At 60.0% G+C, this 11,936-nt stretch carries 10 protein-coding genes and 2 pseudogenes; 6 read left to right on the forward strand and 6 right to left on the reverse strand.

Annotated features, from left to right (window positions below; genetic code table 11):
* Positions 1–355, forward strand: a 355-nt coding sequence (locus QMO14_RS04845) for an ATP-binding cassette domain-containing protein (protein WP_301505033.1), incomplete at its 5' end; no start/stop codon positions are given.
* 212 nt (positions 356–567) lie between these two features.
* Here QMO14_RS04845 and QMO14_RS04850 read toward each other — a convergent pair.
* From QMO14_RS04850 to QMO14_RS04870, 5 genes and pseudogenes are all read right to left on the reverse strand, one after another.
* Positions 568–1,530, reverse strand: coding sequence for a PD-(D/E)XK motif protein (locus QMO14_RS04850; protein WP_301505035.1), 963 nt, complete (start codon positions 1,528–1,530; stop codon positions 568–570).
* Positions 1,530–3,785 (reverse strand): Z1 domain-containing protein, encoded by a 2,256-nt coding sequence (locus tag QMO14_RS04855; RefSeq protein ID WP_301505036.1) that lies wholly within the window; start codon positions 3,783–3,785, stop codon positions 1,530–1,532. Before QMO14_RS04855 ends, QMO14_RS04850 begins: the two co-directional genes overlap by 1 nt.
* On the reverse strand, positions 3,760–5,355 hold the full coding sequence (locus tag QMO14_RS04860; RefSeq protein WP_301505037.1) for an ATP-binding protein: 1,596 nt from the start codon (positions 5,353–5,355) through the stop codon (positions 3,760–3,762). Before QMO14_RS04860 ends, QMO14_RS04855 begins: the two co-directional genes overlap by 26 nt.
* Before the next feature lie 24 nt (positions 5,356–5,379).
* Positions 5,380–6,726, reverse strand: coding sequence for a DNA (cytosine-5-)-methyltransferase (gene dcm, locus QMO14_RS04865; RefSeq protein ID WP_301505039.1), 1,347 nt, complete (start codon positions 6,724–6,726; stop codon positions 5,380–5,382).
* 940 nt (positions 6,727–7,666) lie between these two features.
* Positions 7,667–8,236 (reverse strand): annotated as a pseudogene (locus QMO14_RS04870) (NAD(P)-dependent oxidoreductase); the annotation flags it as partial.
* Positions 8,237–8,388: 152 nt separating this feature from the next.
* On the opposite strand from QMO14_RS04870, the gene QMO14_RS04875 reads away from it, so the two are divergent.
* Positions 8,389–9,207: a class I SAM-dependent methyltransferase gene (locus QMO14_RS04875; RefSeq protein WP_301505041.1), complete on the forward strand. Its 819-nt coding sequence runs from the start codon at positions 8,389–8,391 to the stop codon at positions 9,205–9,207.
* 50 nt (positions 9,208–9,257) lie between these two features.
* On the opposite strand, the pseudogene QMO14_RS04880 reads toward QMO14_RS04875, so the two are convergent.
* Positions 9,258–9,725, reverse strand: a pseudogene (locus QMO14_RS04880) (M24 family metallopeptidase); the annotation flags it as partial.
* A gap of 87 nt (positions 9,726–9,812) precedes the next feature.
* Between QMO14_RS04880 and QMO14_RS04885 the strand changes: the two are divergent.
* The 4 genes from QMO14_RS04885 (at position 9,813) to QMO14_RS04900 (ending at position 11,815) form a co-directional block, all read left to right on the forward strand.
* A complete protein-coding gene (locus QMO14_RS04885) occupies positions 9,813–10,439 on the forward strand; it encodes a DUF938 domain-containing protein (protein ID WP_301505043.1) in 627 nt (208 codons plus the stop codon).
* A 151-nt stretch (positions 10,440–10,590) separates the two neighbouring features.
* The gene (locus tag QMO14_RS04890) at positions 10,591–11,070 is read left to right on the forward strand and encodes a type VI secretion system amidase effector protein Tae4 (RefSeq protein WP_301505045.1); all 480 of its coding nucleotides are present in this window, start codon (positions 10,591–10,593) and stop codon (positions 11,068–11,070) included.
* The gene (locus QMO14_RS04895; protein WP_301505047.1) at positions 11,067–11,309 is read left to right on the forward strand and encodes a hypothetical protein; all 243 of its coding nucleotides are present in this window, start codon (positions 11,067–11,069) and stop codon (positions 11,307–11,309) included. The genes QMO14_RS04890 and QMO14_RS04895 overlap by 4 nt, the downstream gene beginning before the upstream one ends.
* Positions 11,310–11,527: 218 nt before the next feature.
* Positions 11,528–11,815, forward strand: a complete 288-nt coding sequence (locus QMO14_RS04900; protein ID WP_125946996.1) for an HU family DNA-binding protein — start codon at positions 11,528–11,530, stop codon at positions 11,813–11,815.
* Positions 11,816–11,936: the final 121 nt, after the last annotated feature.

Below are 11,936 nucleotides of genomic sequence, written 5' to 3' on the forward strand. Positions count from 1 at the left end.
CGGCAACTACGGCAACCAGCTCTCGGGCGGCGAGCAGCAGATCGGCAACTACGGCAACCAGCTCTCGGGCGGCGAGCAGCAGATGCTCGCCATCGGCCGCGCGCTCATGACCAACCCGAAGCTTCTGCTGCTCGACGAGCCCATGGAAGGCCTGGCGCCGATCATCGTGGAGGAGCTGGCATTGGCGATCCACCCGATCGAATGTGCAGCCACTGCTGCCGACGGCCACAACTGCGTGGCCATGCTCGTTCGTCGGGAAGGTGAAACGCTCAAAGCGCTACTCAAGCGGCTTGATCAAGCCATCGCACAGTTCTATGCCGATGGGGAAACCATCGACGAGATCAACGGCGCCTGACTCGATAGCTGTGGGTGTCAAGATGACATGCCCGAACGCTTACGCGTCAATGAGAGAACTTGACCCACCTCGTACTCGGTGAGCCTTGGCCGAAGAGCACAACTTGCCCAGCCCTTGGCACCGCTAGGGGAGCGTACGAAGATCGGTCGTCGCGGCGCCCGAGTTCAATATTCGGCACCCTATCAACCATTTGGTTCGACGCTGCATCGGCCTTAGAACAGTTTGCGCAAGGCAGTCATGCCGTACCCTCCGAGTGAGGACTGCACTGATGAAAGGTCCGTTCTAAATCTGACGGATGACACGCGAGCGTCGAGAGGGGGTGGCACGCTGGGCACGTCTTCCATCCTATACAGCAACAGTTGCTTAGCTGCCAATTCGGTGTCGAACCGTCGGTCCAATGCTTCCGAGAAATCGGCTCCAAGTGACTGGACCAACTGTGCCCAAAGCTTCGCTTGAAGCTGAAGGTCTCCGTTCAGCTGACCTTCGACCTTCTTGGCTAGGTCGAGGACCCCGTCACCACCGTTGGCAGCCCTGAGTACTAACGAGGCCACATAGCCAGAGCCACCGCTCGGCGGCCGTAGTTGGTCCAACGAAAAGTCGTGGATGCGGAAGGCTCCGACCGTGGATTTGACTTCGAGCCGTCCCTGGCCCCACGAGAAGTCGAAAGCCTCAGTGTTGTCGGTGTGCCAGCGGTCCACTGCGACGGGCACGTTGCCGCTCGCGGTAATGCAGAACAATTCCGCCCACACACCAGAAATCTCGCGCCCGGCAGGGCGAGCCAGTGCACGAAACAACCCGAGCAGTCGGTTGACGCGTGTCTCGATGGCCTGCGTCTCCGATGACGCGGGGAGGTCGGCGATTGCTGCCCGGACACATCGGATAAAGAGTTCGTGAAGTTCCGACGCGCTGCCCTCGAATCTGATAAGCGCGAACTTGCCGACAATTTCAGCCCCATCGACGTTGAGGCGGCACAACATGCAGAACGCGGCGCTCAGATGTCGATGCTGTACTACTGGCCGATATACCGACTCGCCTTCATCGGCGACAAGGAAGACGGGCGCGCCATGCAGGTCCTTGCCCAAGTAGTCCTGCCGAATGCCTGGCAACCGAATTGCGTTGAACGAACTAGCGCTCGTCGCCGGCTCAAGTTGGGCGAAGTTTGCGAGGATGTGCACTACTTACGCTTCTCGATGAGGAGTGGCTGTCTTAAGTTCTTCGGTACGTGCAAAGCGAACCACGGCACGTCGGTGATGTCCGCTCGACTGTTGTCGCGCTTGACCGAGCCCACCGAAAGGTTCCGAACATGAAGTGTGATGCGCTCGCGGGAGAAGTGGCTCTTGTCGTTCACCGACCCAGCTGTATTACTGAAATACTGGTTAATGGGGGCCCGCAAGTCAGACTCTGGAAATCCCCGTCCAGCCACGCGTGACCGGTAGGTCTTTGGCATCACGAACACATCGGCAACGAGGCTAGGGTCCTTTGCAAGCATCGATGCCAACGCGATCAGCATGGCGCTGTGCTCCTCGGCGTCCACAAGGTCCTTCACCTCCACCTTGAGCAGAAGGTCCTGCAGTACCGCCTTCAGCGACACGCCTTCAATAACAGGCACGGGCGACGTTAGGCCAGCCTTGACGAACTGGGGCAAGTCTGATGCGGATATCACCGGGCCATGTGCCCGCTTCCACCCGTCAGTGGCAGTCTCGAATGTGCTGCGGTTCGCCCTGACAGCGTCAAGGTCGCAGTGAAGTGCGCTAGGCACGATCCATCCATCCACTGGTATACGCCGGATGTCCAAGCCCACGACGTTGGGACGCGTGGGGCTCAGCAAGTCAGTCAGGATGAAGTCTCTGCGCCACTCCGAAAGAGGTCTCCCTCGGTGAGAATTGAGCGCACCTCGGATGAACTCTTCGTGCTCGACATAGTCGCGGAACGCGTCTTCGACATCGCTCTGCACATAGACGCGACAAAGGCCCAGGTAGTCCTTCTTGTAGCCGAAGAAGCGAGCACGCTGTTGGAGGTTGTCTGCGGCAGCGGAGGTGCCGAGCGGGCGAGGCATGTAAGTAACGCAGAGACCCTCGACGGTATACCCACGGTCAAGCTTCGCAGCGCCCACGAGTACCCAATACTTTGTCTCCTTCCACTTCACTCTTTTCTCAGCCTGCTGGGTCCCGTTAATTTCGACCACGCGGAAATCGTCGAAGACCTCGTCGACCATCGCATCAATGAGAGCAGGAAGAGTGCGGATGTTCGGAAACGTCGCCTTCAAAGCCGCATACTCGTCGGCGAACAGCTTGGCGGCAGCTGTCGGGTCTGCCTTTTGAAGGCGTTTGACCGCAGCAAACGTCGTTCGCTGGGCCGTCTCCACCCAACTCTTGTACATCGTGTGCGAAGTGGTCAAGACAGCCGGATGTACCATCATCGTCCGGTTCCGGTCCTTGCCTGCCGTTCGCGTTAACTGATGATGAGCGGCAGCAAGGAGAAACGTCCTAAAGGCTTGAAGGAGTGTCTTTGGCGCGCCTGCCAGCCGAACAGTAGCCGACGGTACTTGAGCCGTCGGGATGACCTTTACTAGGTCAGCGTTCTGTTTGAAGAACGCCTTGCCTCCCGTGTACGCATCGCCCGGCGTCACAAGCTCTGAGAACTCCGGGTTCAGCAGGTCGGCTTGTGCAAGCAGCAGATTGGCTTGGGGCGTTGCCGTGTACTGAAGGTACGAGTGATGCGGTAGCGCGTTGCGAACCTGCAAGATGGATGAATAGGTCTGGCTGGCGGTGCTAGTCCCCGCCCGTGACCGGCGCACAGCTGCAGCGCGTGTGTTCAGGCCGGCCTGGTCGCTCTCGTCGTCGATGACTAGAGCGGGGACCTCAGCGAGCGGCAACTTTTGGAGCAGGGCGGCAAGGTTCGCCAGATGCCCGCTGTGTTTCAGGACGGTAATCAGGACTGCTCGCTTGCGAGTCGGGTTGCCTCGCCACGAGGCCAACCGGTCACTGAGATGGCTCTTCCTCGCTATGGTCGGGTTGTTCTCGTGAAACCATCCACCGTCGCCGTCGTCGATGCCAAGGTCCTTGATCAATCGGTCTTCTGACTGGTCAAGAAGGATGTTCTTCGTACCGGCCAACAGGATGACCAGTCCATAACCGTTGTCCCGAGCCAAAGCGATGACCGTCTCGAACGACATGGTCTTGCCGCTCTGCACATAGCCAACCACCAAGCCTGTGCGCTTACCAGCAGGGCTGGCGGGCGGATGGCACCGACCAAGAATCCGCTGCGCAATGAGCAGGACGGAATCTTCTCCTTCGGTAAGTTCTTGGTAGGTTGGCCCGTTGGGGTCTCGGGACTTCAATGTCAGGAATGCGGTGGTGAACTCCTTCTCCATTGGATACCAAAGGAGTTTCGGTCTCACGCCCTCAAGCACGGTCACTGATGTTGCCATGGGTGGTCACGGGGGCGCTGGTCAGCGCGCCTCGAAGTAGGTAGTTGAGGTGGTGGAGGACGCTGTCGGGGCTCTCGCCCGTCATGTCTTGAGATAGCAGCAGCGACACGCACACCGCCGTAGCCATCTTGAGCAGCAACTCCACGTTCTCATTGTTCGCACCGAGGTACTCGGAAGAGAACGGGTGGGCCAGCGATAACTCGATTTCTACGTTCCGGACGTTGTCGCCGCCGTCGACGTGCTCGTGGTTGCTAATGGACAGCCATCGCTCGCGACTAGGGTCCACAGAAGTGCGGATGGTGACGATCCATTCCCAGTCGCCGTCGTTGATGGTGACCTGCTTCTCGGACGACAGAAGCTGGTCCACAGGCAGCTGCTGCGGTATGGCAGTGGGTTTGCTGGGCGAACTCTTGGCCGCTTCGATGAGCGGCGCGACCTCGGTCTGGAAGTGCTTGGCAACGGCGTTGGTTGCAACCTGGGCGCGCTCAGCGATGCTCTTACGGGTGGGGAGCGCGCGGTAGTTTTCGGCCTGCGAGATCAAGTCCAGCGGCTCAGCCTCGATGGCTTCTTTCAGGTGCTCGAGGAAAATGTCTTCGTACTCTTCCCAGCGGAAGCCGTCCTTGGTGTGACTGACGGCGAAGCCTTCGATGTGCAACTCGCCAAACAAGCGCTGGTAGGTGAAGCTGTTCGCCTTCTTAAAAATGAATGTCGGCCGGTAGGTCTCATCGCAACTGCCTTCAATCAGGCGCCCGCGCCTGAATAGCGAAAAGCCTGCTGAGGTCGTTGAGCCAACTTCCCGCAGAGCGGCGAAGCCCGTGACCCGTTGACCGCCGCCGAAGTCGAAGTCGATGTTCTTGATCCAGTTGACAGGCGTCTTCTCGATCGGCGAGGGCACACCGGGTGCGGTGTACGGCACTGAGGACAGGACCATCGGCGCCTCGTACTTCAAAACGTCGCCGTTGAACTTTAGCTCCAGCGTCCCGCCTGCGATGAAGACGCGATAGATGCTCGCGAGATGCTCCCTAATCTTCGTTACCGTGCGGCTCGCTGGAGGATGGTGAAGACCTCGGAGCTTGACGACGGTGTAGTGCCTCTCGGCCTTCTCGGAGCGGCTGCTAGGGGCTAGGCTTTCGATTCGGTTGTCTACAATTTTCTGCACGTCGAATGCGACCGTGCGCTCGACGTGTTCTCCCAAGGCCTTCGTCCGAACCGACCAGTTCTCGCAAAACCAGCATGCCGCGCTCTTCATGCCCATACCGAACTCGGAAAGTCCAGAGCGGTCGGTAGGTACTTGAGCAGCTCGGAAGGCACGGGGAAAGTCCGCGGCGGAGATGCCTGCGGCGTTGTCCGTTACGGTGATCTCGCCACTACCGGCCGCGCTCAGTTCAATCTCCACCTTTAGACGAAAGTCGGTGCCTTCGACGGACTGCAGCGCCTCCATATGCGAAAGGTAGCTCTGCAGCGAGTTGTCAACGAACTCTGCGATGGCAAACCACGGCTTGTAGTTGAGGTGCCGCAAAACCCCGAGCATCGTGACCTCGGGACGAATCTCTATTTTGTCGCTATCCATGCAGCCTACCCCCCTCTCTATTTACTAGGCCGACGCGTAATACTTTTTCTGTGAAGCAGCCTTTTTAACATTCGGGACCGACTGTAAAAGCGCGGAAGCAACTCTTTCCACGACCTCAGTGTTGACAGCATTCCCAAGTGCCTGAAATGCCTGGACCTGGCTGCTTGGCAGTTGCTTAAGCGACTGCATGCTTTGAAGCCTTGCGCACTCTCTCGGGGTCATGTAGCGCTCTTCCCACGCAATGATAGGAACTTGGGTGTCGGTCATTGCGATCAGGCTCGGAGCGGTATTCCGGCGCTTGACTCGCACCCCTGATGCACGGAACTGAATCACATAGTCCCACAGGTCCTGATGACCACCTTGAATGTTCCATTCCAACTTCTGCAAGCTTGAAGGGAACTTAAGGATTTTTGGTCGCCAGGGCGCGATCCAGTCGCGGTTCTTCGCGTAAAACTCTCTGTTCTGTCGAATGAAGTCTTGCTTCCACTTGGGAAACACGAACTGCTCTGTTCGAGCATGACTGGGGAGCGCAGCCCAGCGCTCCTCCAGCGTTGGCTTCTGTCCAAGCTTGACCCCATGACTCCCGGAGAACCCAGCCAACCCGTCAGCCCCGCGAAGAAGCTTGCGTGCAAACGGCGTCTCGGTTTCATACGGATAGGTCGCGCCCCACTCCATTGACCAAAGTGGAAACGACGGGAGATTGAGCCCCTCAGGGCAAGCCTCCAAGAACTCGCTCCAAACGTCCAAGCACTCCCGTACCTGCGGGGACAGTTTTTTCGCGTCTACAGGGTTTTTGTCGAGGACTGTTTCAATAGAGGTCTCACTATCGGAGCGCTCCGGCCACTTGAATGCGGTCAGTGGATTCAACGAGCCAACGATGTAAACGCGCTCGCGAATCTGCGGTACGCCAAAATTGTGAGGCGAGTACTTTTGAGCGTCAATGTGATATCCGAGTCCTTCCGCCCCAAGAATCTTCTGAATCTTCGTCCAGGTCTTTCCGTCGTCATGCTTGAGCAGGTTGGGTACGTTCTCGAGAATAAATAGGGACGGCTTTCGAGCAGCAAGAATTTTGGCCACGTCAAAGAACAAACCACCTTGCTTGGTGCACTCGAATCCGAGTTGTTCGCCTGCCTTTGAGAAGGGTTGGCAGGGGAATCCTGCTGTGAGCACATCGTGCTCGGGCACTTCATTCAGGTCCACCTTAGTGATGTCGCCTGCTGGACGAATGCCGTGATTGAACTCGTAGAGGTCGCGCAGGTGCTCCTTCCACTCCGCAGCGAAGACGCATGTCCCGCCCAGTCGCCCCAGCGCAATGTGGAAGCCTCCGAGACCGGCAAACAGGTCGATAAATCTAAAATCTGACTTCTTCATTTTTGATATAGACCGTCCAACATCCCACTCGGGCACCACCGAGCGAACAAAAAGCCCGGCACCTTTACCGGCGTCCAGGTCCTTGCCGCCTGTGAGAGTACGCAGCGCCCCGATCCCTTCCCAGGAGGCCTCGGGGAACTACAAAGTGACACGATGTTGCTATTGAACCCTAAAGCTGGGTTTAGGTACAGCATTTTAGGGTTTCAGGCGAGCTGATTGGACCATGAGGGCGGCATTAAGGATCCGTTGTCGAGGCGTGACGCGGAGCCTTTGAGTTCCAAATGACGAAGACCGAGGGCAAACCCTCGGTTTGGTCAATCAGCTATCGGTTTTGTCGGACCAAGAGCGGGCTCCGATGCCATACACCTCGACCTAGTTGCCGGCCACATCGATTCAGATGGCCCCCAAAACGTGCCCCTGCACGTCCTCGGGAAGTCCCCTGTATAGCAGCACGATGGCGTCGCGTTTCAAGTCGTAGCTCCGGGCCGGCATCTCAGTACAGAATTGCTGGGCAGTCTCGAACGTTTGGCCACTCGGATGCGGCGACGACCATGATCTACGCCAGCGTGTTGCGGGTGGGCGGCGGCTCGATGCGCTTCCCTTTGGGACTCGTTGTCCAGCAATGGGGTGCCGAAAATCACTCGTTGCTGAGCTTCAGCAATTAGTCTGAAGCAGCTATTCGGTCAAAAGCCTCGGAGGTCTCCACCACGACCGAAACCTCCACCAGCCAGGCATCGAGATCATCGAAATGTCCGGCCGCAGGTATGTATTCCCGACGGACTTGCGCGTGCTGCACACCCCATCAGTCAATTTGACGAAGAACGTGCGAATGATAGCCACAACGCGCTTCTTCTTCTTCGATGGGCCTTCGCGCTAGGCTCTTCCAAGTCACGACGCTGCACAGGGCACGCCAACTGCGCCTGCCCCCTCAACCCAAATCTCAATACCCCCGCCCCGGATCAACCACATCCCTCGGCTCTTCCCCCTCCGCCACACGCAAGATATTCGCCGCAATCTGCCGCGCAGACGAGGAGGGAATGGCAACCGAAGCCAGATGCGGCGTGATCAGCACCTGCGGCATGCCCCACAGCGGATCATCGGAAGGCAGCGGCTCACGCTCGAACACATCAAGCGTCGCGCTGACGATATGCCCACTCTGCAGCAGCGCAGTCAGCGCCGCCTGATCGACCAGCGCCCCACGAGCCACGTTCACGAAGGCGGCGCCGGGCCGCAGGCGCTCCAGCTGCGCGCGATCGAAAAGGCCTTTGGTCGGCGGAGTGAGCGGCAGCATCAGCACGACGATGTCGGCCTGGCCGAGCACGGTGTCCAGCGTCCCCATGCCACAGAAGCATTCCACCCCTTCGATCAGCCGCTGGCTGCGCGACCAGCCCAGCGTTCTGAAGCCCTGGCGCTGCACTTCGGTCGCAGCCATGGCGCCGAGATGGCCCAGGCCGAGCACGGCCGCCGTGATTTCCTCGGGCGAACTCGGGTGGCGGTATGCCCATTCGCCGCGCCGTTGACGAGGCCTTCAGAGAGGGCCACCATCGCACAACGCAGCCGATGCTCGATCAGGCGGTGCACCAGTCGAGGCCGCCTGCCCCGCACTGGAGCTGGGTAACTCGAACAGGGCGCCCGCAGTCCCACTTTCCAAGGAGCCACGCCATGACCGAAAGCGACAAGCTCTTCGCAGGCTCGATCCCCAGGCTCTACGACACGCTCATGGTCCCGTTGATCTTCGAGGCCTATGCCGCCGATACGGCCGAGCTGGTCGCCGGGTTCGCCCCCGGCGCGGTGCTCGAAACAGCTGCCGGCAGCGGCGTGGTCACGCGGGCGCTTGCGCCCAGGCTACGCGCTGGCACGCGCTACGTGGTGACCGACCTCAACCAGCCCATGCTCGACTACGCCGCCACCCGTCAGGGCAGCAGCAGCGGCATCAACATCGAATGGCAGCAGGCCGACGCGCTCAAGCTGCCGTTCGAAGACGCCTCGTTCGATGTCGTCTTCTGCCAGTTCGGCGCGATGTTCTTCCCCGACCGCACAGCCGGCCATGCCGAGGCGCGCCGGGTGCTGAGGCCGGGCGGGCGTTTCGTGTTCACCGTGTGGGACCGCATCGAGGACAACGCCTTTGCCGACGAGGTCACTAGCGCCGTCGCGGAGATCTTTCCGCAAGACCCTCCGCGCTTCCTGGCCCGCACGCCGCACGGCTATCACGACATCGCGCTGATCCGCAGCGACCTGAGCCGCGCGGGCTTCACCAGCATCGAGATCGAGACGCGCGAGAAGACGAGCCGCTCACCCTCGGCGCGCGACGTTGCCACCGCCTATTGCCAGGGAACGCCGCTGCGCAACGAGATCGAGGCGCGCGATGCCGATGCGCTCCAGGCGGCGACGGACCGGGCGGCGCAGGTCATTGCGAGCCGCCATGGCGAAGGCCCTGTGGCCGGCAAGATCCAGGCGCATGTGATCGTGGCGGCGGGGTAGCGAGGCCAGGCGGAGGGTGGGGGCGCTGTCTTCGGCGCCCGGCACAGGCGGGTGTTCTGCGGGGTGGTCGGCGGCACCACGGTGGTTACGCCGGTGTCGGCGAAGTAGCCGCCGAGTTCGGCAGACACGTCGACGTTCAGCACGTCGCCAGCGCGAATGATGCGGTCACCGGGAATGCCGTGCGTGGCCCCTTCGTTAATGCCGATGCAGGTCGAGCCCGGAAAGTTGTACGTGAGCTTCGGCGCAGACCGCGCACCGTGCTCCTCCAGCAGCCGCTGGCCGATCAGGTCGAGCTCGCGCGTGGTCATGCCGGGTTCCGCTGCATCGAGCATCCGCTGCAGCGTCAGCGAAACGATGCGGCCGATTCGCTTGAGTGCCACGACGTCGTCTTGTGTTTCGATGGTCATGTCTGTCGGGTCCTTGTGAAAGATGGGCGCGGGCTGGTGGATGGCCCGCCGGGCAGGGGCCCGTCGATGCGATGGAGCGGGGCGGCCGGAGTGCATTGTTATATGCCGCATCGAATTTCCGGGCACCTTCGCCAGTCATTCGAATATTCTTGCTGTGGCGTACTCGCTCCCATCCACCCCGTTCAGGTGCCTTCCCAAATGCCCGACCTTCCCCACAGCCCCGCCGCCGAACGCAACAAGCAGCCCATCCTCGATGCACTGAGCGGCATCCTCGGCGAGCAGGGCGCCATGCTGGAGATTGCATCCGGCACGGGCCAGCATGCTGTCTGGTTCGCCACGGCGTTGAGTGGATGGACATGGCAGCCTACGGATGCCGATGCGCGCGCGCTGCCTGGGATTGCCGCTCGAGTCGAACAAGCCGCGCTGCCCAACCTTCGCGCGCCGCTTCTGCTCGATGTGACGGCATCCCGATGGCCATCGCAGGGTTTCGCCTTCGCTGAAGGAGAGGAGAAGTTCGATGCGATCTACTGCGCCAACATGATCCACATTGCGCCCTGGGCCGCGTGCGTCGGCCTGATGCAAGGGGCTGCGCGGCATCTGCGTCCTGGTGGGGTGCTTGTCACGTATGGGCCCTACTTCGAGGATGGAGTGGCGACGGCGCCGAGCAATCTGGCGTTCGATGAGGACTTGCGTGAGCGGAATCCTGCGTGGGGGATACGGCGTATCGAGGACGTGGCTGCACAGGCGCAGCGGGTGGGGCTTGTGTTGCGGGAGAGGTATGTGATGCCTGCGAACAATCTATTGCTGGTCTTTGGCTCGCCCTGATTTTTCACTGCATGTAGCCGATGCTTGCAAGCTGGATTTAGGTTTTCTGATGTCCCTGATTTCACTGGATGTTCTTTGAGATCAGGTACCCTGCCCCGCTCACTCTTCAATATCGGAGGGTGAGACCAAGAAGAACCAACAGGGGGAATCAATGCCGACGTTTGCAACGCTTTGGGCCAATCATCCAAAAATCAGGGGCGACGATACGTTGCTGGATGAAAAGGTCTATACGGATCAGTGCGCGATCGATGTGGGAGCAGCCTTCATTCGGTCTGCCATGGATATGCGGTCTTTCAAGGGAGTCTATTCATGGCAGAAGGACAAGCCCAGATACCCGATCCGCGCGCAGGAACTTGCAAGCTGGCTCGACTCGCCAGCAGCGGGGCTGTTGTATCGAACCGAAAAATACTCAGGTAAGGAAGGATTCGAGAAGATCGCAGGCCGCACCGGAATCATCTTCATCCAGAACTACTGGGGTGAAGGGCGGCAAGGAGACCACATCGATCTGTGGAACGGCTCGCGCTTGACCAAGTTTTCTTCCTGGTTTCGTATCCATTGGCATTTGTCGATTGAAGGATGGGCAACTGACATGAGAAAGGCAGAAGCCATCTGGTTCTGGTACATCCCATGAGTCTCGTCGTTCGAATTCTTTTCATCGCTGCAGGCGCATTGCTGCTCGGCCTCGTCTCCAACTTCATCCTGGTCGCCATCGGCCATTGGTACGAGATGAACATGGCGCGCAGCGAGTACGACCTCTCCGATTCCTTCATGATCGCCTTGCTGGTGCAGGCTCTTTGTGTCGTCGCCGGCGGAGTCTTCGGCAACTGGCTGTATCGGCGCTCGCGCACCAAGAAGGGTGCGCAGCGCTGAAGGGCATTTGGCGCGATGCGCGCGGCGGGCAATGTCTTCGCGTTGCTCGCCCTGATGCCCGATTCCTTGGCACCCCCGTGCATCGATCACGATGTTTCACTTTTGAAACGCATCGGTGCCCCGCCGCTTCGGGCGAGCGCGATTACATTCAAGCCCGGTGCGCATTCGCGCCACCGTTTTTTTCCACCGTTTGATCCAAGCAAGAAAGAACATTCGTTTTGAACAAGACCGACCTCATCGCCGCCATCGCCACGGACACCAACCTCAGCAAGGCCGATGCCGCTCGCGCGCTCGACTCCGCCATCGACAACCTGTCGCGTGCCCTGGCAAAGGGCGACACGGTGCAACTGATCGGCTTCGGCACCTTCGCCGTGGCCAGCCGCCCCGAACGTGAAGGGCGCAACCCCTCGACGGGCGAGAAGATGACCATCAAGGCCAGCAAGGCTCCCAAGTTCACCGCCGGCAAGGCGCTGAAGGACGCGGTCAACGCGCCCGCGGCCGAGTAAGCCTTCCGTCTTCTTTCCCTCTTTCCCTATTCCCCTCCGTGGCGCCCGCGCAGCAGTGCGGGCCGCGGAGGGCCGGCATCTTCAGGAAACCGCGGCATTCCGCGCTAGAGTTTGTGCACGT

Source organism: Variovorax sp. CAN15 (assembly GCF_030462475.1).
Taxonomy (GTDB): Bacteria; Pseudomonadota; Gammaproteobacteria; order Burkholderiales; family Burkholderiaceae_C; genus Variovorax.

Excerpts from the sequence above, each read along its gene's own strand:
- QMO14_RS04855 (WP_301505036.1), bottom strand. The coding sequence starts at position 3,785 with ATGGCAACATCAGTGACCGTGCTTGAGGGCGTGAGACCGAAACTCCTT.
- QMO14_RS04860 (WP_301505037.1), bottom strand. The coding sequence starts at position 5,355 with ATGGATAGCGACAAAATAGAGATTCGTCCCGAGGTCACGATGCTCGGG.
- dcm (WP_301505039.1), bottom strand. The coding sequence starts at position 6,726 with ATGAAGAAGTCAGATTTTAGATTTATCGACCTGTTTGCCGGTCTCGGA.
- QMO14_RS04875 (WP_301505041.1), top strand. The coding sequence starts at position 8,389 with ATGACCGAAAGCGACAAGCTCTTCGCAGGCTCGATCCCCAGGCTCTAC.
- QMO14_RS04885 (WP_301505043.1), top strand. The coding sequence starts at position 9,813 with ATGCCCGACCTTCCCCACAGCCCCGCCGCCGAACGCAACAAGCAGCCC.
- QMO14_RS04890 (WP_301505045.1), top strand. The coding sequence starts at position 10,591 with ATGCCGACGTTTGCAACGCTTTGGGCCAATCATCCAAAAATCAGGGGC.
- QMO14_RS04895 (WP_301505047.1), top strand. The coding sequence starts at position 11,067 with ATGAGTCTCGTCGTTCGAATTCTTTTCATCGCTGCAGGCGCATTGCTG.